Here is a 20,755-nt window from a genome sequence, read left to right as displayed (position 1 = left end):
CTAAGATGCCACATTTTATATTAGATTGTTCAGAACCAATTCTTGAAATTCAAGATCCACAAAAAGTAATAGAAGCCGTTTTTGAAACCGCTTTCGAAACTGGTTTATTTGGTAGAAATGATATAAAAGTGCGCATGAATCCTTTTAAGCATTCTTTGGTACAAGGAGGTAATTCCGATTTTATACATGTTTTTGCAAATATAATGGAAGGAAGAACAGAAGCTCAAAAAGCAAATTTGTCTAAACAAATTGTTACTAAACTGAATGAGTTATTTCCAGAAGTGCCAATTATCTCAATAAACATAAGAGATTTCGAGAAAGCTACCTATTGTAATAAAAACATGATTTAATTAAAATGATACAAAATATTTTAAGCGGAATTAAAGCCTACACTGGCGCATTTAGTTTAATATCTAAACTAAAACTCTGGAAATATTTTGCAATCCCAATTTTAATTAGCGTTTTAACAGCAACCATTGTTGGTTTTACTGCGTATGGATTATCAGATAATATTGGTGTCTTCTTAGCCAAAATCTGGATTTGGGATTGGGGTAAAGAAACCATAACAACAATCACCTCATTTATTGGTGGAATCTTTGTTTTAGTTATCGGATTAATCTTATACAAACACATTATTTTAGCATTATCTGCGCCATTTATGAGTCCGGTTTCCGAAAAAATTGAAATTCATTTCAATGGAAAGTTAAACCATAATCATAGAAAAACGTCTTTTCAAGAGCAATTATGGAGAGCAATTAGAATCAATTTTAGAAATTTAGGTAAAGAGTTGTTAATTACATTACCAATTTTATTACTAAAGTTTATTCCTGTTGTAAATATATTTTCTACCGTTTTATTGTTTTTGATTCAGTCATATTATGCAGGTTTTGGAAACATGGATTATACGTTAGAAAGGCATTTAGATTATAAAGAAAGTATCAACTTTGTTGGTAATAATAAAGGTGTTTCTATTGGAAACGGAATTGTTTTTATGCTGTGTTTATTAATTCCGGTTGTAGGAATTATAATTGTTTTACCGTTATCGGTAACAGCAGCATCCGTAAAAACAGTAGCATTGTTAAATAAACAAAATGAAAGAACAGTTTTTTAAATACATACAAGAATTACAAGACACCATAACTTCAACATTAGAAAAAGTTGATGGGAAAGCTACGTTTCAAGAAGACAATTGGAAACGTGCTGAAGGTGGAGGAGGAAGAACACGCGTTATAGAAAATGGAAACATTTTTGAAAAAGGTGGCGTAAATATTTCTAAAGTTTTTGGGGAATTACCAGAAGCATTAAGAAAACAGTTTGGCGTAAAAGAAGGAAATTTCTTTGCTTGTGGATTAAGTTTAGTCTTGCACCCAACAAATCCGTTCATTCCAACGGTACATGCAAATTGGCGTTATTTTGAAATGTATGATGAAGCAGGAAACATTGTTACACAATGGTTTGGTGGCGGACAAGATTTAACGCCGTATTATTTATTTGAAGAAGATGCAACACATTTTCATACAGTTTGTAAAACGGTTTGCGACAAACATAATTCAGAATTTTATCCGAAGTTTAAAGAAACGTGCGATAATTATTTTTGGAATAAACATAGAAATGAAGCTCGTGGAATAGGAGGTTTGTTCTTTGATTATTTAAAAGAAACTGAAGAATTTTCAATTCAAGATAGATATAATTTTGTAACAGAAGTAGGAAACAGTTTTTTAGAAAGTTATGTACCTATTGTTGAAAAAAGAAAAGAAATTGAATTTACCAAAGAGCATAAAGATTGGCAAGAAGTTAGAAGAGGTCGTTATGTAGAATTCAATTTAGTACATGATAGAGGAACTTTATTTGGGTTAAAAACAAACGGACGTATTGAAAGTATTCTAATGAGTTTGCCGCCAACAGTACAATGGGTTTACAATCATCATCCAAAAGAAGATTCTGAAGAAAATAAATTATTAAAAGTGTTAGCTAAACCTAAAGATTGGGTGTAGTTAATTATTGAAAATATAATTTTAAAGCCAAAAATCAACGTTATTTGTTTTATAGTTGATTTTTGGCTTTGTTTTTTACGAATAGTGCAAATATGTGTAAAAATTTTCATCAATAAAAAGATGAAAAAATCCGTAGTATTTTGTACTTTTGTTCTCGTTAAAACAGACTTACTATGGCAAGATTCGAATTAAAGTTACCTAAAATGGGTGAAAGTGTTGCAGAAGCAACTATTACTTCTTGGTTAAAAGAGGTTGGTGATACTATTGAATTAGATGAAGCAGTTGTAGAAATTGCTACAGATAAAGTAGATAGTGAAGTGCCAAGTGAAGTAGAAGGAACACTTGTAGAAATTTTATTCGATAAAGATTCGGTTGTTAATGTTGGAGATACCATTGCGGTAATAGAAACTGAAGGTGGAAGTGTAGAAGTTTCAGCTCCTGTTGTTAAAGCTGAAGTTGCTCCGGTAGCTGCAGTTACAGAAGCAGCCAAAAGTGTTGAAATTGCTAAAGAAACTGTTGCCACTCCAATTTCTAAAACTTCTGAAAGTGGAAAGTTTTATTCTCCATTAGTAAGAAATATTGCACAAACAGAAGGAGTTTCTATGGCGGAATTAGAAACTATTGCTGGTTCTGGAAAAGATGGAAGAGTTACAAAAGAAGATATATTATCTTATTTAGGAAATAGAGGAAATGCTCCTGTCATTTCGAGTACAGTCGAGAAATCTCAACCCAAAAAGGTTGAAAAAAATACTCCAAAAGCTGCGCCAGTTTCTGTAAACGGAGAAGATGAGGTTATAGAAATGTCTCGTATGGGGAAACTTATTGCGAAACACATGGTAGATTCTGTTCAAACTTCTGCACATGTACAATCTTTTATTGAGATAGATGTAACTAATATTGTAAAATGGAGAGGAAAAGTAAAAGATGCTTTCTTAAAAAGAGAAGGAGAAAAGCTTACTTTTACACCAATTTTAATGCATGCTGTTGCATCAACTATTAAAAAATATCCTTTAATAAATATTGCTTTAAATGGTGATACAATTATTAAAAAGAAAAATATAAACCTTGGTATGGCTGCAGCTTTACCAGACGGAAATTTAATTGTTCCTGTTATTAAAAATGCAGATCAATTAAACTTGGTTGGAATGACAAAAGCTGTAAATGATTTAGCAGGAAGAGCAAGAAATAATCAATTAAAGCCAGATGAAATTCAAGGAGGAACATATACTGTTACAAATGTAGGTAGTTTTGGTTCTGTAATGGGAACACCAATTATCAATCAGCCACAAGTAGCAATTTTAGCTTTAGGAGCTATAAGAAAAGTGCCAGCTGTAATTGAAACACCTGATGGAGATTTTATTGGAATCAGACAAAAAATGTTTGTTTCTCACTCTTACGATCATAGAGTTGTAAACGGTGCTTTGGGAGGAATGTTTATTAAAACACTTAAAGAAACTTTAGAAGCTTGGGATATGAATCAAGATTTTTAGGAAATATAAAATATAGATATAAAACGCTCGCAATTTGCGAGCTTTTTTAGTTTAATCGATTATATTTACAGTAAATAAATTTAATTATACAGAAATGAAAAAGTTTTTAATTTTAGTGTTAGTTATTGCTTCATCATTAACATTTGCTCAAGAATCTGTTTTATTACGTTTAAAGTATAATAAAGGGGATAAATATGCTTTTAAAATGAAGCAAACTTTAGATTCATCAGTTGGCATGAAAGCTACTAATATTGATATGATTTCAAAAATTACAGATGTTTCTAATGATCTTTTTACTTCTGAAACAAAGATCGATAAAATGAAAATTGATACGGATATTGGACTTTTCCCAGTGTCGTTTGATTCATCTAAAGAAGACTCTGAGTTAGATGAAATAGGTTTAATGTTGAAACAGCAAATGTCACCTATGTTGCAAATGATTATTACTACCAAAAGTAATGTACATGGAAAAGTGATGGATGTTAAAGTAACTCCAGATAGCCCAATGACAGCTCAGTTTAAGAATCAGTTTAATGTAGTTTTTCCTGAAAAACCTGTAAAAGTAGGTGATACTTGGATAGATGAAACAGCGCAACAGGGTTTAAAAAACGTAATAGAATATAAGGTAACTTCTATCACTTCAGAGAAAGTTGTATTAACATTAACAGGAAATGTAACTGGACAAGCAACAGGAACAGCAACAAGTGGTTCTGTAGAAATTGATAGGGCTAGTGGAGCTTTATTAAAATCATTAATTAACAATAATATTAATGCTGGTGGTCAAGAGGTGAAGGTTGGTATTGAGTTAACTATGGAAAAAATCTAATTTATTAGAGTTATAATAAATGTAAAGAGCTCGTTACTAAATTTTAGTAACGAGCTTTTTATTTTTTACTAAACAACCACCAATTCATGTCTCTACTTAATTTAAAACCTAGCTTCTCGTAAAGAGGAATTGCTAAGTTTCCTTTGTTTGTATGAAGCATTGGAAGTTTGTTCTCTTTTATAATATCTTTAGACGTATGGTAAATTAACTGTTTTGCATAGCCTCTTTTCGTGTAATTAGGGTGCGTTACAACCGAACTAATCTCTATAAAATCATCTGTTTGCATTCTTTGACCAGAAATAGCAACTAATTTATTGTCCTTAAAGATTCCAAAAAACTTACCCATTTCAAAACCTCTTTTTTGATAGAACCCAGGCATTACCAACCAGATTAAATCATAAACTTCGTTTATGTGTTTCTCGGTCAATAATACTAGTTCTTCAGTTATTGTAACTTCAGTTAAATTCTCCAAAACCATTTGACAACCATCTATTTTTTTTTCTAAAATAGTAGTGTCAGTATTAATATTTGGAACTCCGTCTTCAGAAACTAAAAAGAATTTATCTGCTTTTTCGGCATATTGGGTTAAAGCACCGGGAGTTTTTTCAGCATTAAAAAAAGCGCCAAAATTATTTATTTCTGGATTATAAAATTGAACACCATCATATTCAATAAGGAATTTTTTATGTGTTTCTTGTAAAGAATACCATACTGGGTTTTTAAGTTTTTCTTCTAATGAATTCATAAAATAAAGGTAAAAAAAAAGCTCGCAATTTGCGAGCTTTTTTATAGTATAAAATTTTAAATTTTAAGCTAGCATTGTAACTGGGTTTTCAATAAACGTTTTTAATGTTTGTAAAAACTGAGCTCCAACAGCACCATCTACAGTTCTGTGATCACAAGTTAATGTTAAGTTCATTGTATTACCTACAACTATTTGTCCGTCTTTAACAACTGGTTTTTGTACAATTGCACCAACAGATAAGATTGCTGAATTTGGTTGGTTAATAATTGATGTAAAGTTATCAATACCAAACATACCTAAGTTAGAAACTGTAAATGTACTTCCTTGCATTTCTGCAGGAGCTATTTTTTTGTTTCTTGCTTTACCTGCTAAATCTCTAACACCAGCACCAATTTGAGTTAAACTTAACTGATTTGTGTGTTTTATAACTGGTACTAATAAACCATCATCTACAGCAACAGCAACACCAACGTGAATATGACTATGGAAAACAGTATTATTGTCTGTCCAAGAAGTATTTACTTGTGGATGTTTTTGTAAAGCCATTGCACATGCTTTTACAACCATGTCATTAAAAGATACTTTAGTGTCTGGAATTGCGTTTATAGTTTTTCTAGAAGCTATTGCATTGTCCATGTCAACTTCAATATTTAAACTGAAATCTGGTGCAGAAAATTTAGAGTTACCTAAAGATTTTGCAATTGCTTTACGCATTTGAGAATTCTTAACTTCTTCAGATTTTTCTTCTCCAGAAGCAACAAAACTGATTGTTGGAGCAGAAGAAGTAGCCTTAGAAGATTCAACAGTCTTAGCAGCAGGAGTGTAGTTTTCCACATCTTTTTTAACAATTCTTCCGTTTTCACCAGAACCATTAATATCTGCTAAATTAATTCCTTTGTCTTTAGCTATTTTCTTAGCTAATGGTGAAGCAAAAATACGTCCACCTGAATTATTTGTAGAAGTGTTAGTTGTTGATTTAGTTTCAACAACTTTAGTTTCATCTTTTTTTTCTGTTGGAGTAGTTTTTTCTGTTGGTGCACTTTCAGTAGTTCCGCCAGTTGCTACAATTGCAGAAACATCAGTTCCTTCTGGACCAATAACAGCCAATAAGCTGTCTACAGGAGCAGTTTCACCTTCGTTTATACCAACATATAATAATGTTCCTTCGTAGAAACATTCAAACTCCATAGTAGCTTTGTCTGTTTCAATTTCAGCAAGAATATCTCCTTCACTAACAGCGTCACCAACTTTTTTTAACCAAGAAGCTACAGTTCCTTCTTCCATCGTATCACTTAAACGAGGCATAGTTATAACTTGAACACCTTCTGGTGTTTCAGCTACACTTTTAGTTGCTTCATCTTTTGTTTCTTCTTTAGCTACTGTAGTTTCTTCTATTGCAGCTTGAGCATTTAATAAAGCTGAAAAATCTTCACCTTTTTCTCCAATAATAGCTAATAAAGTATCTACTGGTGCAGTTTCTCCTTCTTTAACACCAATGTGTAAAAGTGTACCTTCATGAAAAGATTCAAACTCCATAGTAGCTTTATCTGTTTCAATTTCGGCAAGGATATCACCTTCTTCAATTGCATCTCCAACTTTTTTTAACCAAGAAGCTACAACTCCTTCTTCCATTGTATCGCTTAAGCGAGGCATGTTTATTACTGTTGCCATATTATTTTCTTGAGTTTAATTAGCTTATAAAAGGATAATCTTCTTGATCGTAAACTGTGTCATATAATTGCTGTGCTTCTGGATATGGAGAGTCTTCAGCAAACTTCTCACATTCTGCAACCATACTTTTTACTTCTTTCTTAATAGCATCAATTTCTTCATCAGATGCATATTTTTTATCTTGAATAACATCCAATACTTGTGTAATAGGATCTATTTTTTTGTATTCTTCAACTTCGTCTTTAGTACGATAGTGTTGTGCATCAGACATTGAGTGCCCACGGTAACGGTAGGTTTTCATTTCTAAAAACGTTGGTCCATCTCCACGTCTTGCTCTTTGTAAAGCTTCATCTATAGCTTCAGCAACTTTAATAGGGTTCATCCCATCAACAGGTCCACAAGGCATTTCGTATCCTAAACCTAGTTTCCAAATATCTGTATGGTTTGCTGTTCTTTCTACTGAAGTTCCCATTGCGTAACCATTGTTTTCAACAATAAAAATTACTGGTAATTTCCAGTTCATTGCCATGTTAAAAGTTTCATGTAACGAGCCTTGACGTGCAGCTCCATCTCCAAAACAACATAAAGTTACACCGTCATTTCCTTGGTATTTATCACCAAAAGCAATTCCTGCCCCTAATGGTATCTGACCACCAACAATTCCGTGACCACCATAAAAACGGTGTTCTTTAGAAAAAATATGCATAGAACCACCCATCCCATGAGAAGTTCCTGTTACTTTTCCGTATAATTCTGCCATTACGCGTTTAGGATCAACACCCATACCAATTGGTTGAACGTGATTACGGTAAGCAGTTATCATTTTGTCTTTAGATAAGTCCATTGCGTGTAAAGCACCCGCTAAAACTGCTTCTTGCCCGTTGTATAAATGCAAAAAACCTCTTACTTTTTGTTGAATATAAACTGCTGCTAATTTGTCTTCAAATTTTCTCCAAAAGAGCATGTCTTTATACCAGTTTAGGTAAGTTTCTTTGGTTATTTTTTTCATAAGGAATAGTTGTTGTTTGTAATTGCTTGTTTAAAATGCAATAACAAAAATAACTGTTTTCTTTTGAATATAAAAAAGAGTTTTCAGGAATTAAAGAAAACGATTTCGAAGAATTGGTTTTATTCCGTTTTACTAATGGCAATTGTAGCTTTTGCGCCTGTTGCTAATTCCCACTGATTTGAAGAAATTAAGGTGCCAGAATCGTCATATACTTTAAAACCAGCAGTATTTGGGCCAGAAGTTCCTTGGTTTAATGCTTTAAAATCTATAGTGTTGATACCAACTTCTAAAGGAATTTTAAAACTTTGATAACTTTGACGTAATACAATATTATAAACCACCGGAACATTGTTATGATAAACAGTTACCCTATCATTATCTGGGTGTTGATAATCTCTACAATACACGGTAATAAATTTACCATTACTTCTAAAGCTACCTAAATTTTGATCTATAACAGCGTATCTACCGTTTATTTTTTTGAAGTTTTTACTGAATCGTTCTTTGGCAACTTGCGCATCATTTTTAATGCCTTTGTTTTTTAATTTACGCTCGTCTTCTTTCTTTTTTTGTTTTTTCTGTTCTTCTTTACTTGCTGTTTTAAAACCATTATTATTACCAAAACCTATAGTTTTTGGTTTTGTAATGGTTTTTGAAGGAGCTTCAAAAGTACCAATAGATTTTCCTTTGGTATTACCACCATTATTATTGTCTAACTGAGAAAATCCTTGCGTGGCAATTAGTGCAAATAGTAAAATGAAAAAATATTTAAAGTGTTTCATAATTGTAAAACCTAACAACAAAGATAATGCCGTTTGTAATAATCTGTCTTAGTAATTTGTTAAAAATTACACGATTAGAAAATTACTTTATCGGAAAATTGAAATACGTCTTAGGAAATGGTTCATTACGTAATGTAAAATGCCACCATTCATTAACATAAGGTCTAAAGTTGTTTTTTAACATTACTGTTCTTAGTAAAAGTCGATTTTCCAGTTGTTTTTTTGATAATTTTTTAGAAAATGGATGCGATATTTCTCCGAAGAAATCATATGGACTTCCCATGTCTAGTTCTGTACCCGTTTTTACGTCGATTAAAGTTAAATCTACTGTGCTTCCACGAGTGTGTCCGGATTTTGAAGCAATATAGCCAAGGTTAAATAACTGACGTTTGGGAATATTTGGATAATATTCTCTCTTTTTTACAGTGTCGTTTAGTACGCGCGCCCAACGTACAAAATGATTAACGGCTTGTTGTGGCCTATACGCATCAAATACTTTTAAACTGAAGCCTTTTTTTAGGATTTCTTCTTGTACTTTTTTCAATGCATTTGCAGCTTTTGTTGAAATAATAAGTGCATTGTCTTCGTAACCATCAATAGGAATTCCTATAAAATTATTATGAGAACAATAACGTAGTTCTGTTTCTATGGACGGAACAACATCATTTAGATAAACAAATCCTTTGGGTAACTCTTGAGCTATTAAACCAAGACTTAGAAATAATAAAATAAGTAAAGTGGACTTTTTCATTATTCAAAAATACGAAAAAAGAGTTTGTTTTTTTATAATTAGAGAATTGATAAGTGTAAAAAACGGTATTAAATATCATTATTTATTTCAATCCAATATCCATCTGGGTCTTGAAAGTAAACCTGTCTAATTCCATCTTTTCGTATGTAATCTTTATTTGGTGTATTAAGCCAATCAGAGCAATCAATTTTTAATTCTTTTAGATTTGTTATAAAAGAATCTAGATTAGATGTAGTTAGTGCAAAATGAGCAGCTTTATTAATCTTTATTTCAAAATTTGGACGAGGAATAAGGTGAAGTTGTTTTCCTTCATTAATGGATAACCATCTTGTTTTTGAGTCAGAAGCAGTATTCTTAATTTCTTTAAGTTGAAGTGTTTTTTGATAAAATTCAACAGATTGGTTAACATCTTTTACAGAAAGTGCTATATGGTTAAATGAAAAAGTAAACATTATTAAGTTTTATTACGAAATTAAAAAGCTGGAGTTTTTACATGTCATCGGCGAAGCCGCGGGGCGATGGGATGCAAAAGACCGAAGGTATTGCATCCCATCGTGTTTGTGTATGATTTCGTTGCGTGTTTCAGCACCTAATTTAGCAAATACAAACCAAATAGAAAATCCGCGAGGATTTTCGTAAGTAGGCGAGTACTAGCAATGAATTATACACGTTGTTGGCAATAGTTATTTTACGCTTTGTTCAAATTTTACTGACTCTATTCCATTTGTAACTACAATTACATAATTTCCTTGTTTTAATCCGAGACTAAAACTTTCTTTTTTGTTTTTTACTTCTGTTATGTCAATTGGAACAGCCGAATTTATATCTTCTCCTTTTTTGAAAGCTAAAACCATAACAGGAAATTTAATTCTAATATCTGTTAATGAAATTGAAATTTTTTTATTTCCGTTATCAAATAACCAAATTGGTCTGTCATTTATATAGCTTGTTATTGGATGAAAGACAGCTATGTCAGTCCAAGCATCTCTACGTTCATATTTTAATGGGTTATTATTTTTGTCAATTATTACTGATGACTCTTTAATATCTAACGCCTTTAAAAGTGGGTGACTATATTCAGGTTTGCTTTTCTCGCTATAAAGTACTTGATTAATAGTTAGAGGATTTATCTCTGTATATTCGGTTAATCTTCCAGCCATAGCTTTTTCCCAAGATCTATGAATTCCTTCCAAAGCGTGGTCAAAGCCACAATGAATTAGAAATTTCTCATTCGGTTTTGAGTTTATTATTTTCTCAATATTTTTTGCTTGTTCAATTTCTCTTGGTTTTCCACTTCCTTTTCCCATATTCTCATATGCAAATAATTCATAGCCAATTTCTAAAGCTTCTCTGACTAAATTTCCAAATTGAGGGTCTTTTATATAGTGGCCTGTTTTAAGAATTGGATATTTTCTACTATTGAGTGTTGAATCTAAATACTCTCCATTTCCTAATGCTTCAAGGCCTAAATTTTTATATCCATTATCGAATAGTTTTTGAAGAAGTGATTTTGTGAATACTCGATGAAAAGAATTGTGATGTGCTTCATTTATTATTACTACTTGGCTTTTCTTTGATTGTTTAATAATATAGTCTGTAGCATTAACTTTAGAATACTTTTGATTTATTGAGTCTATTTGGGTTTCTGTATAGTTATTTTCCCTTGTTCCCATTGCCAAGTCCCATTGAAGTAAAGCGTTTTTATAATCTCCTTTTGTAGCATAATCAGCAGCCGAAAATTGATGTTTCCAAGGAACAGTGTCTTTAGCTATTTTGTCTTCTATTTCATAAGAAAATTTATAGTCGGTTTTGAAATCAATTTTTTCAATTACTCTTTTTTCTTCTTTACAACTTGAAAATCCAATTAGAATAGTATTTATTAAAAGTATTTTAAAAACATTTTTTGAATTCATAAAGTTATTTTTATAGTGAATTCAAATATAACTAAATTTTTAGTTTAAGTATGTTTTGTTTAATTATTGCCAACGTTAACACTAATATGCAACGTTTCAATATTTTATATTCATAGTTAGCGAATTTCGTGATTTTTTATTGGAAAGTCAAGTGGATAAACAAAAAAAAGGTAAGAGTCGCTAACCACAGCGACTCTTACCAAGTAAACTAATAAAACCAAGTATTAGTAACAATTAGGGTTAGCTACACTAATTGTTTTCTAATGTTTTTAATGCAGACTAATTACACGTGTAATTTGCCATTTATTGTTTTCTTTTTTCCAAATTGTAACAAACTTACTTGCCATTTGTTTTCCGTTTGGCTCTTGCTTATTGAAAAACTTATGATAACCCATTTGTACAGCTCCGTAATTAGGAATTGGATATACTTCAATACTTCCTTTAATAAGTGTTCTAGTAACTTTATTACAAATGTTATCTTTTAAAGCTTTTAAAATAGCCTCTTTTGAGGTTGATAAACCGCCTCTGTCATGAAAAAATTCTAGATCTTCTGATAAAATTTCTGCCTGAACTTTCATGTTACAATTATTATAAGCATCAAAAAAAAGACTGTCCATTTTTGTAATTTCTTCATGTAGTTCTTTGTCTACAGGTTTGTAGGCAGGTATTTCATCTACTTGCGCATTTAAGAAAGCAGCAGAAAAAACCATAAATAATAGTACAATTAATCTTGCCATTTTATATTTATTTTGCATCTACGTCTCCACCAGAAGTTTCTTTCTTGTTAACGTTTGTTGGGTTTCCTTTATAATCTATATCTCCACCACTTGTTGCTCTAGCATCAATACTTTCAGAAGCATAAATATCTATGTCTGCTCCACTTGTAACACTAACTTTAGCTTTTTTACTTTTTAATCCGAAGGCATAAATAGAGCTTCCGCTTGTAGCGCTAGAAGTATGATTTGTTGCTACTCCAGAAATGCTTAAATCGGCTCCGCTTGTTGCGTTAGACTCTACATTTTCAGCATCAACATCAATTTTTGCATCAGCTCCGCTAGTAACACTAACTTTAAATCTTGTTGCTTTTAAAGTGTTTTCTGTGTACACATCACTTCCGCTTGTGGCAATTAATTCTTCAATATTTGTAAGTGTTAAATGCACTTTACGAGCTTTGGCTTTCCAAATGTTCTTTTCTGAATAGATGCTTAGTTTTCCATTTTCATTTACTTCAGTTTTAATAATGTCGAGTAAATTTTCATCAGCTTCAACAACTAAAGAAACTTCGTTTCCTTGTGTTATATAAAGATCAATACCTGTGCTAACTTTAACTACTGAAAAATTATCTTGAATTTTACGGTTTTCAGTTTTTACATTTCTGTTTCCGCTTACGCTGTTAAACATGTTGCCAGCGCAAGAAATAGTTAGAGTTGCTAAAATTAGTAGTGCGAATACTTTAGAAATAGTTGTTTTCATTTTTGATTGGTTTTAAATTGTGTAACAAATGTCTTATATATGACGCTCTTTTTTAAAAAGAGGTTACCCAATTGTTGATTTTTATTGCTGAATTGTTATTTAAAATTCAACATCAATACTATTACCGTCTGCTTTTATTCTTAATCTTCTTTTTCTTTCTCTTTCTTGATTAATTTCTTTTTCATTTCTCATAATATCTTCTTCGCAATCATTACAATCAAAACCTTTTGGTGTCATTGTAAAATGTTGATTACTCATGTCTTTGTCATTTACATCTTGTAAATTATCTACACCATATAAAAAACGTTTTGTAGAATTATGAAAATAGACGGTAACACCTTCAGGAACATAAACTGTTGCTTTAATTTCCTCGTCTTTCCAAATGTTTCTATAATCACTTAAAAAGTAAGCGTCAAAAGTTAAATTTTTGTCTTCAATTGTGTACTTGTATGTTATTTCTGAAGCACTTTTATTTGCTTTAGAACGGTTTCTTCCATTAGATTCTTTATGAATTTCTATGTAAGCTTCATTAGTCTCACTCTTTTTTACATCAATTTTTACATTGTTAGAATACGCCATCTTTACGTCATTTACATGTACTTCTTCAGAATTGGTTCTTCTTCGTAAGTTATGCTGATAGTATAAATTATCATCATTAACCATCTTAATTTTTAACGTATCGTTTGCTATAATATTAATGTCACTTTTTTCAATTTTAGTACCATTATATGCATGTGAAGTTGCAAATTCAATTCCTGAAAAAGCTACTGTAAACAAAGCTACAAGCCACAAACCTAATAAAGTTAAAGATGTTGTTTTACTGAATTGTTTTACGTTACTCGATAAGATTCTTAATCCTAAAATAAATAAGATTAAAAACGGAATCCCAATTAATAAGAATCCAAAAACAGTAAGTAACCATTTTGGTAAAATTGAATCATAGAAAAATGGTGGATATTGAACAAAGTCATTATCAAAATTTAATATTTCAATACTTCCTACAGAGAATAAACCAATTATTAATGACAGTAAAACTGCTGCGGCAACAAATAATAAGATTACTCCAATAAATTTACCAAACACTTTAAATACTGCTAAGAAAATTTTACCAATTGTGTCTAAAAATTCTTGTAAACCCGATTTAGATTGCTGTTTTAACTTCGCATAATCTGCACTTGATATTTTATCACTAATCTCTGATGCACCGTCTTTTACCTTTGTTGAAAGGCTGTTAAACTCGTCACGAATTTTTTTTTCAATGTTGTCAATATTTACAGCTTCGCCTTCCATCTGTAATTTTTCGGCTGTAGATTGTGCTTCAGGTAAAAGAATCCATAAGATAATGTATAGTGGAATTCCAGCTCCACCGCTAAAACCTAATACTAAGAAGATTAAACGTACCCAAATTGTGTCTATTCCAAAATAATGACCTAATCCAGCTGCAACACCACCTAAGAACTTATCGTCACCACTTCTAAATAATTTTTTTGAGTTGGTATTTCTTCTTTGATAAGAATAGTTTGTCTCAGCATAACCTTCTTCAGCATCTGCATAATCTTCTGGTTGTCCCATAATAGCAATAACTTCTTCAATATCGCTTTCGTTTACAACCTGTCTAGCATCTGTAATTCTTTCTGAAAGTAGCTCGCTAATACGTGCTTCAATGTCAGAAATAATTTCATTTTTTCCTTGCGGATCATCGCTTAGCGACCTAGAAATGGATTCTAAATATCTCTTTAATTTGCTATAAGCGGTTTCATCTATGTGAAAGAAAAATCCACCCAAATTTATGTTTATAGTCTTATTCATCTTTAGTTGATTTTGTTGTTGTTACTTGGTGTACTGCATTTACTAGATTGCTCCAGGTTTTGTCTAATTCTTTAAGGAACATACCTCCATTTTCTGTTAAAACGTAATATTTTCTTGGTGGTCCAGAAGTTGATTCTTCCCATCTGTAGGTTAATAAACCTGCGTTTTTTAAACGTGTTAATAATGGGTAAATGGTACCTTCAACCACAATCATTTCTGCAGCTTTTAGCGTTTTTAGTATTTCAGAAGTATAAGCATCTCCATGTTGTAGTATGGAAAGTATACAATACTCTAAAACACCTTTTCGCATTTGCGCTTTTGTGTTTTCTATCTTCATGTATTGTGTGTTATTTTATAAAGTTTATTGTAAAAGGATACTTGTATGTTTCTCCTTTATTTGCTTTTAAAGACGCAATTATTATCAATGCAATTTTTGCTAAAACCACAAAGCTTGCTATAGAAACAATGCCAAAGAGTCCAAAAATTCCAGAACCAATATCAATTCCAAAATCAACATGATCTACATTGTCTAATATGTTAAAGAATGATCTAAAAAAGAATGGAAAAAAAGAGGCAGACAAAATAAAGATGTACAAACCAAAACTGATGTTAAAGTTTACTGCTTCTTTACCATGTTCATCTAAAAAACCACTTCGTTCTTTCAATGTTTGCCATAAAATTAATGGAGCAATTATACTACCAAGCGGAAATAAATAACCTGCAAATGCAGATATATGTATTAAAAAAGCGTTGGTGTTTTGGTCGTTATTTTTCATGTTTATAAGATTTGTATAATACTTTCTTATGCAAATATATATCTTTAAAAAGGTATTATGCAATACATAGTACTATAATTAACATTTCTTTAACATTTGTAAATTGGTTAGAAATAGAGGGTAAGCTACTGTTGTTATTGAGTTTTTGTTTAATTTATTTTAAGTATATTGCCGCTGTAAATTTTTTACTCAAAACCATTTTATAAATAAAAAAATGAATTTCACTCCAAGAAAAGTTAACTTTTTTAACCTAATAAAGCTTCCTTTAGCCTACCTTGGCGGAGTTAGAGTAAAGTCTATAACAGATAGAGAAGTGGTAGTTTCAATAAAACATAGGTGGATGAATCAAAATCCGTTTAAAAGTATGTTTTGGGCAGCACAAGGAATGGCAGCAGAAATGCCAACAGGAGTTTTGGTAATGAAAGCGATTGATGATTCTAAGAGAAAAGTATCTATGTTAGTTACGCGTCAAGAAGCGCAATTTTTTAAGAAAGCTACTGGAAGAATTCATTTTTCTTGTACAGGAGGGAACGAAATTAGAGATGCAATTCAAAAATCAATAGATACTGGAGAAGGTCAAGTTATCGTTTTAACGTCCGAAGGGAAAAATAAAGAAGGAGTTGTTGTTTCTAAATTCCAATTTCATTGGAGTTTACGAGTAAAAAAATAAAATAGTTACTCCTTAATATATAACTTAGGTCTTTCTTCGTTATAATCACATTCTTGAAAAATTCCGCAAGACACATTTGTACGCGCTAAAGATTTTGTAATTTCAAATTGCTTAGACAGCGCTTCTATTTCTGGAGATAAATACTTCATATAATACTTTCCTTTAATTAGTAAGTTAATTGCTGTTTTACTTACATAACATCAAAAATAAGGTAATTATTTAAATGTATCTAGTTTAGGTAATTTCTTACTTGTCTTAAAATTCATTAAATTTAGAAATTAAAAGTAGTAATTTGTAACAAAACACTACATAAATCATCTAATACTATATAAGACTTAAAAACCCAAACTATGTATCAAGACAAAATTCCACAGAATTCATCAAATAGAAATGCACACGAAATAGATTTTGAAATCTATGGAGAAGAAATGCAATATGTAGAAATAGAGCTAGATCCAGAGGAAGGTGTTGTTGCAGAGTCCGGAAGTTTTATGATGATGAATGATGGTTTAAAAATGAGTACTATATTAGGAGACGGTTCTAATCAAGAAAAAGGATTGTTAGGTAAAATATTTTCCGCAGGAAAAAGAATACTAACAGGAGAGAGCTTATTTATGACTGTTTTTACCAATATTGGTAGCGGAAAAAAGAAAGTTTCTTTCGCTTCGCCGTATCCAGGAAAAATTGTTCCTATAGATTTAGCAGAGTTTGGCGGAAAGTTTATTTGTCAAAAAGACGCATTTTTATGTGCTGCAAAAGGAGTTTCAATCGGAATTGAATTTTCAAAAAAACTAGGCAGAGGTCTTTTTGGCGGTGAAGGATTTATAATGCAAAAAATGGAAGGAGACGGAATGGGCTTTATTCATGCAGGAGGAACCATGGCAAAAAAAATCTTGTTGGCTGGCGAAAAAATAAAAGTAGATACAGGTTGTTTGGTTGGCTTTACCCAAGATGTAAATTACGATATTGAGTTTGTTGGCGGAATTAGAAATACAGTTTTTGGAGGAGAAGGAATGTTTTTTGCAACCCTTCAAGGTCCAGGAACAGTTTATGTGCAATCCTTACCATTTAGCCGATTGGCAGGAAGAGTATTGGCAATGGCGCCTAGAAACGGCGGGAGCAAAGGGGAGGGAAGTATCCTTGGCGGAATTGGTGATCTATTAGATGGCGATAACCGATTTTAAAATAATTTGGGCGTTACTTTATCCTGAAGGCATTCAGGACCAAGTCGGGCTTTTCACTATATCTTTTTAATTTTAATCAATTAAAAAGGATGCCGTTTCAATCCCTAACGCGTGTACTTGCTAACTTTAGTTTTTATTTCAGACACAGTTTTCTGTAAAGTTGAGGGGAATCAAATCAACATAAATCACAACAAATAACTTTTAATTTTTTCATCATAAATAATTCTACATTAAAAAATTGTAATTCAAAATTAGTTAGTATCTTTGCAATCCAAAATTAAACAACCAATAGTTTTATAACTATTTAAAATATATAAGATACAGATGAAGGGAGGTGCATTACCATGTTAATAATTCCAGTAAAGGAAGGAGAAAATATTGATAGAGCGTTAAAACGTTTTAAAAGAAAATTCGACCGTACTAAGACGAAGAGAAGCTTACAGCAAAGAAAGCAGTATGACAAGCCTTCAGTTGTAAAAAGAGCACAAAGAATAAAAGCTGCTTATGTTCAAAAATTAAGAACACAAGAAGAACTAGGTTAATGAAACTCAGTTTTTATAAGTCTGTAAGATAAACTAAAAACTACAAGTTAAATTAATTTCGTTTTTAAAACGGAATCTAAACTTATTCTTTCAAAAAATAAAATCCTGCACATTTGTGCAGGATTTTTTTGTTATAAAAATCAAATTAGTACATTTAGCTAAAATAAAAACACGTTGATACAATCCTTTTTAGATTATATAGCATTGGAGAAAAATTACTCCAAACACACCGTTTTAGCATATAAAACCGATTTAACGGATTTTAAAGACTTTTGTATAACAGCATATGATCAGCAAGAGATACAAGATGTAAATTATTCGCAAATAAGAAGCTGGATTGTAAGTTTGGTAAATAGAGAGTTGTCTAATAAGAGTATCAATAGAAAAGTAACTTCATTAAAGTCTTTTTATAAATTTCTCCAAAAAATAGAACAAATAGAACTAAACCCTTTAGCAAAACACAAAGCGTTAAAAGTTCAAAAAAAAGTGCAAATACCTTTTTCAAAAGAAGAAGTAACACAAGTTTTAAATGTTATTAGTGAAAAAACAGATTTTATTTCAGTTAGAAATAAGTTAATAGTAGAGTTGTTTTATTCAACAGGAATAAGAAGAACCGAGTTAATAAATCTAAAACAAGCTGATGTAGATTTTTATAGCAAAACAATAAAAGTTTTAGGAAAACGGAATAAAGAACGGTTTGTTCCATTATTACCTTCTGTTTTTGAGACGTTAAACAATTATATCTCACTTAAAAAAAATATAGAAACAAAAGAAGAACAGTTATTCATTACTGAAAAAGGAAATAAAATTTACGAAACACTTGTTTATAGAACAATAAATATGTACTTTAGTCAAGTCTCCTCAAAGGTAAAAAAGAGTCCGCATATACTGCGTCATTCGTTTGCAACACACCTTTTAAATGAAGGAGCAGATTTAAATTCGGTTAAAGAATTGCTAGGACATTCAAGTTTAGCCTCCACACAAGTGTATACGCACAATAGTTTGGATAAGATTAAAGAGGTGTTTAACAAGGCGCATCCTAGAGGCAGCCATAAAAAAAAGTGACAATATGAAAGTATTTACCCAGTCAGTAAATTTTAATGCAGATAGTGATCTATTAAAGTTCATTGAAAAGAAAGTAGAAGCGTTAGAAAAATTCCACGACAAGATTGTCGATGCAGAAGTATTTTTAAAAGTTCAAAATACAAGTGATAAAGAAAATAAAATTACAGAAATTAAAATAAATATACCAGGAAGTGAGTTAATGGTAAAGAAACAAGCTAAAACCTTTGAAGAAGGCGTTAGTACTGCTATTGACTCTTTAAAAAGGCAATTAAAAAAGTCTAAAGAAAAGCATAGAGATTCTTTAGTTTCATAAAAAGTGAAAATTTTTTAAAAAAAGTTTTTGCAAACAAAAAAAACTTTATACATTTGCAATCCGTTAGAAATAGCGGATTGTTTTTTTGCAATAAAAAAGCCGATGTAGCTCAGCTGGCTAGAGCAGCTGATTTGTAATCAGCAGGTCGTGGGTTCGAGTCCCTCCATCGGCTCAAAAGAACAAAAAAGTTCATTAAAATATTAAAATTTTTGGGGAGATACTCAAGCGGCCAACGAGGACGGACTGTAACTCCGTTGACTACGTCTTCGCAGGTTCGAATCCTGCTCTCCCCACAAAATTTTAAACCTTTAATTTTTGTAAGAAAATTAAAAAGCGAAAGTAGCTCAGTTGGTAGAGCGTCAGCCTTCCAAGCTGAATGTCGCCAGTTCGAACCTGGTCTTTCGCTCAAAATATCAACAAGCCGATGTAGCTCAGTTGGTAGAGCGCATCCTTGGTAGGGATGAGGTCATGGGTTCAAATCCCATCATTGGCTCATTAATAAGTATTATTAGACACAAATATATTTAAACTAAGAATTAAAATTAATAATTATGGCAAAAGGAACTTTTGACCGTTCGAAACCACACTTAAACATTGGTACTATCGGACACGTAGATCACGGTAAAACAACTTTAACTGCGGCTATTACTAAAGTATTAGCTGATGCAGGATTCTCTGAAGCTAGATCTTTTGATCAGATTGATAATGCTCCGGAAGAAAAAGAAAGAGGTATTACAATTAACACTTCTCATGTAGAGTATCAAACAGCTAATCGTCACTACGCTCACGTAGACTGTCCAGGTCACGCGGATTACGTAAAGAACATGGTTACTGGTGCTGCGCAAATGGATGGAGCTATCTTAGTAGTTGCTGCTACAGATGGACCAATGCCACAGACTAGAGAGCACATCTTATTAGGTCGTCAGGTAGGTATTCCTCGTATCGTTGTTTTCTTAAACAAAGTTGATATGGTTGATGATGAAGAATTATTAGAATTAGTAGACATGGAAGTTAGAGAATTATTATCTTTCTATGAATACGATGGTGATAATGGACCTGTTGTTTCTGGTTCTGCTTTAGGAGCATTAAACGGAGAACAAAAATGGGTTGATACTGTTTTAGAATTAATGAATCAAGTTGATGCTTGGATCGAAGAGCCTTTAAGAGAGGTAGATAAAGATTTCTTAATGCCAATTGAAGATGTATTTTCAATTACAGGACGTGGAACAGTGGCAACTGGTCGTATTGAGACTGGTATTGCTAACACTGGAGATGCTGTAGATATTATCGGTATGGGTACTGAGAAGTTAACTTCTACTATTACTGGTATTGAAATGTTCCGTCAGATCTTAGATAGAGGTGAGGCTGGAGATAATGCAGGTATCTTATTAAGAGGTATTGATAAAGAACAAATCAAAAGAGGAATGGTAATCTGTAAGCCAGGTTCTGTAACTCCACACGCTAAGTTTAAAGCTGAGGTTTATGTTCTTAAGAAAGAAGAAGGTGGTCGTCACACACCATTCCATAATAACTACCGTCCTCAGTTCTACGTAAGAACAACTGACGTTACTGGAAACATTGCGCTTCCTGATGGTGTTGAAATGGTTATGCCAGGTGATAACTTAACTATTACTGTTGATTTAATTCAACCAATTGCATTAAACTTAGGTTTACGTTTCGCTATCCGTGAAGGTGGTAGAACAGTAGGTGCAGGTCAGGTAACTGAAATCTTAGACTAAAAA

The 20,755-nt window shown here is 31.8% G+C and carries 24 protein-coding genes and 4 tRNA genes; 15 read left to right on the top strand and 13 right to left on the bottom strand.

Annotated elements, in window-relative coordinates; translation table 11 throughout:
• Nucleotides 1-5 precede the first annotated feature (5 nt).
• From LPB136_RS06325 to LPB136_RS06305, 5 genes are all read left to right on the top strand, one after another.
• Entirely contained in the window at nucleotides 6-350 is a 345-nt protein-coding gene (locus tag LPB136_RS06325) for a 5-carboxymethyl-2-hydroxymuconate Delta-isomerase (RefSeq protein WP_072555312.1), read from the top strand.
• A gap of 5 nt (nucleotides 351-355) precedes the next feature.
• Nucleotides 356-1,111 carry an EI24 domain-containing protein gene (locus LPB136_RS06320; RefSeq protein WP_072555311.1) on the top strand — a complete coding sequence of 252 codons (756 nt, stop codon included), beginning with the start codon at nucleotides 356-358 and terminating at the stop codon, nucleotides 1,109-1,111.
• Nucleotides 1,092-1,994, top strand: coding sequence for an oxygen-dependent coproporphyrinogen oxidase (hemF, locus tag LPB136_RS06315; protein ID WP_072555310.1), 903 nt, complete (start codon nucleotides 1,092-1,094; stop codon nucleotides 1,992-1,994). The genes LPB136_RS06320 and hemF overlap by 20 nt, the downstream gene beginning before the upstream one ends.
• Before the next feature lie 173 nt (nucleotides 1,995-2,167).
• Nucleotides 2,168-3,484 (top strand): dihydrolipoamide acetyltransferase family protein, encoded by a 1,317-nt coding sequence (locus tag LPB136_RS06310; RefSeq protein WP_072555309.1) that lies wholly within the window; start codon nucleotides 2,168-2,170, stop codon nucleotides 3,482-3,484.
• A 94-nt stretch (nucleotides 3,485-3,578) separates the two neighbouring features.
• A complete protein-coding gene (locus LPB136_RS06305) occupies nucleotides 3,579-4,310 on the top strand; it encodes a DUF6263 family protein (RefSeq protein WP_072555308.1) in 732 nt (243 codons plus the stop codon).
• 58 nt (nucleotides 4,311-4,368) lie between these two features.
• On the opposite strand, the gene LPB136_RS06300 is transcribed toward LPB136_RS06305, so the two are convergent.
• The 12 genes from LPB136_RS06300 to LPB136_RS06245 form a co-directional block, all read right to left on the bottom strand.
• Nucleotides 4,369-5,055, bottom strand: coding sequence for a GNAT family N-acetyltransferase (locus tag LPB136_RS06300; RefSeq protein ID WP_072555307.1), 687 nt, complete (start codon nucleotides 5,053-5,055; stop codon nucleotides 4,369-4,371).
• A 63-nt stretch (nucleotides 5,056-5,118) separates the two neighbouring features.
• A complete protein-coding gene (locus LPB136_RS06295) occupies nucleotides 5,119-6,726 on the bottom strand; it encodes a pyruvate dehydrogenase complex dihydrolipoamide acetyltransferase (protein ID WP_072555306.1) in 1,608 nt (535 codons plus the stop codon).
• A gap of 19 nt (nucleotides 6,727-6,745) precedes the next feature.
• On the bottom strand, nucleotides 6,746-7,735 hold the full coding sequence (gene pdhA, locus LPB136_RS06290) for a pyruvate dehydrogenase (acetyl-transferring) E1 component subunit alpha (RefSeq protein WP_072555305.1): 990 nt from the start codon (nucleotides 7,733-7,735) through the stop codon (nucleotides 6,746-6,748).
• 119 nt (nucleotides 7,736-7,854) lie between these two features.
• Nucleotides 7,855-8,517, bottom strand: coding sequence for a hypothetical protein (locus LPB136_RS06285; RefSeq protein WP_072555304.1), 663 nt, complete (start codon nucleotides 8,515-8,517; stop codon nucleotides 7,855-7,857).
• A gap of 82 nt (nucleotides 8,518-8,599) precedes the next feature.
• Nucleotides 8,600-9,268, bottom strand: a complete 669-nt coding sequence (locus LPB136_RS06280) for a M15 family metallopeptidase (protein ID WP_083426190.1) — start codon at nucleotides 9,266-9,268, stop codon at nucleotides 8,600-8,602.
• A gap of 68 nt (nucleotides 9,269-9,336) precedes the next feature.
• Nucleotides 9,337-9,720, bottom strand: a complete 384-nt coding sequence (locus LPB136_RS06275) for a VOC family protein (protein WP_072555303.1) — start codon at nucleotides 9,718-9,720, stop codon at nucleotides 9,337-9,339.
• Nucleotides 9,721-9,951: 231 nt separating this feature from the next.
• Nucleotides 9,952-11,181, bottom strand: a complete 1,230-nt coding sequence (locus tag LPB136_RS06270) for a hypothetical protein (RefSeq protein WP_072555302.1) — start codon at nucleotides 11,179-11,181, stop codon at nucleotides 9,952-9,954.
• A 269-nt stretch (nucleotides 11,182-11,450) separates the two neighbouring features.
• Entirely contained in the window at nucleotides 11,451-11,918 is a 468-nt protein-coding gene (locus LPB136_RS06265) for a nuclear transport factor 2 family protein (protein ID WP_237267426.1), read from the bottom strand.
• A gap of 7 nt (nucleotides 11,919-11,925) precedes the next feature.
• The gene (locus LPB136_RS06260) at nucleotides 11,926-12,654 is read right to left on the bottom strand and encodes a head GIN domain-containing protein (RefSeq protein ID WP_072555300.1); all 729 of its coding nucleotides are present in this window, start codon (nucleotides 12,652-12,654) and stop codon (nucleotides 11,926-11,928) included.
• Between the two features lie 99 nt (nucleotides 12,655-12,753).
• Nucleotides 12,754-14,463: a PspC domain-containing protein gene (locus tag LPB136_RS06255; protein WP_072555299.1), complete on the bottom strand. Its 1,710-nt coding sequence runs from the start codon at nucleotides 14,461-14,463 to the stop codon at nucleotides 12,754-12,756.
• Nucleotides 14,456-14,800 (bottom strand): PadR family transcriptional regulator, encoded by a 345-nt coding sequence (locus tag LPB136_RS06250; protein ID WP_072555298.1) that lies wholly within the window; start codon nucleotides 14,798-14,800, stop codon nucleotides 14,456-14,458. The genes LPB136_RS06255 and LPB136_RS06250 overlap by 8 nt, the downstream gene beginning before the upstream one ends.
• 10 nt (nucleotides 14,801-14,810) lie before the next feature.
• Entirely contained in the window at nucleotides 14,811-15,239 is a 429-nt protein-coding gene (locus LPB136_RS06245) for a DUF4870 domain-containing protein (RefSeq protein WP_072555297.1), read from the bottom strand.
• Nucleotides 15,240-15,453: 214 nt separating this feature from the next.
• Between LPB136_RS06245 and LPB136_RS06240 the strand changes: the two genes are divergently transcribed.
• A complete protein-coding gene (locus LPB136_RS06240; RefSeq protein ID WP_072555296.1) occupies nucleotides 15,454-15,909 on the top strand; it encodes a DUF4442 domain-containing protein in 456 nt (151 codons plus the stop codon).
• 5 nt (nucleotides 15,910-15,914) lie between these two features.
• On the opposite strand, the gene LPB136_RS14065 is transcribed toward LPB136_RS06240, so the two are convergent.
• The gene (locus LPB136_RS14065) at nucleotides 15,915-16,058 is read right to left on the bottom strand and encodes a hypothetical protein (RefSeq protein ID WP_204218387.1); all 144 of its coding nucleotides are present in this window, start codon (nucleotides 16,056-16,058) and stop codon (nucleotides 15,915-15,917) included.
• 201 nt (nucleotides 16,059-16,259) lie between these two features.
• On the opposite strand from LPB136_RS14065, the gene LPB136_RS06235 reads away from it, so the two are divergent.
• The 9 genes from LPB136_RS06235 (at nucleotide 16,260) to tuf (ending at nucleotide 20,752) form a co-directional block, all read left to right on the top strand.
• Nucleotides 16,260-17,093, top strand: a complete 834-nt coding sequence (locus tag LPB136_RS06235) for a TIGR00266 family protein (protein WP_072555295.1) — start codon at nucleotides 16,260-16,262, stop codon at nucleotides 17,091-17,093.
• A 344-nt stretch (nucleotides 17,094-17,437) separates the two neighbouring features.
• Nucleotides 17,438-17,635 carry a 30S ribosomal protein S21 gene (gene rpsU / locus LPB136_RS06230; protein ID WP_072555294.1) on the top strand — a complete coding sequence of 66 codons (198 nt, stop codon included), beginning with the start codon at nucleotides 17,438-17,440 and terminating at the stop codon, nucleotides 17,633-17,635.
• A 174-nt stretch (nucleotides 17,636-17,809) separates the two neighbouring features.
• Nucleotides 17,810-18,700, top strand: coding sequence for a tyrosine-type recombinase/integrase (locus LPB136_RS06225; protein ID WP_072555293.1), 891 nt, complete (start codon nucleotides 17,810-17,812; stop codon nucleotides 18,698-18,700).
• A gap of 4 nt (nucleotides 18,701-18,704) precedes the next feature.
• The gene (gene hpf, locus LPB136_RS06220) at nucleotides 18,705-19,013 is read left to right on the top strand and encodes a ribosome hibernation-promoting factor, HPF/YfiA family (RefSeq protein ID WP_072555292.1); all 309 of its coding nucleotides are present in this window, start codon (nucleotides 18,705-18,707) and stop codon (nucleotides 19,011-19,013) included.
• A 98-nt stretch (nucleotides 19,014-19,111) separates the two neighbouring features.
• Nucleotides 19,112-19,185, top strand: a tRNA-Thr gene (locus LPB136_RS06215).
• A gap of 39 nt (nucleotides 19,186-19,224) precedes the next feature.
• Nucleotides 19,225-19,306: transfer RNA gene (locus LPB136_RS06210), tRNA-Tyr, on the top strand.
• Between the two features lie 40 nt (nucleotides 19,307-19,346).
• Nucleotides 19,347-19,419, top strand: a tRNA-Gly gene (locus LPB136_RS06205).
• A gap of 14 nt (nucleotides 19,420-19,433) precedes the next feature.
• Nucleotides 19,434-19,506, top strand: a tRNA-Thr gene (locus LPB136_RS06200).
• A 58-nt stretch (nucleotides 19,507-19,564) separates the two neighbouring features.
• On the top strand, nucleotides 19,565-20,752 hold the full coding sequence (gene tuf / locus LPB136_RS06195; protein ID WP_072555291.1) for an elongation factor Tu: 1,188 nt from the start codon (nucleotides 19,565-19,567) through the stop codon (nucleotides 20,750-20,752).
• Nucleotides 20,753-20,755 lie beyond the last annotated feature (3 nt).

Source organism: Tenacibaculum todarodis, from assembly GCF_001889045.1.
In the GTDB taxonomy this organism is placed as follows: domain Bacteria; phylum Bacteroidota; class Bacteroidia; order Flavobacteriales; family Flavobacteriaceae; genus Polaribacter; species Polaribacter todarodis.
The sequence above is the reverse complement of the archived record's forward strand: the minus strand, read 5'-3'. Positions and strand labels throughout refer to the sequence as shown.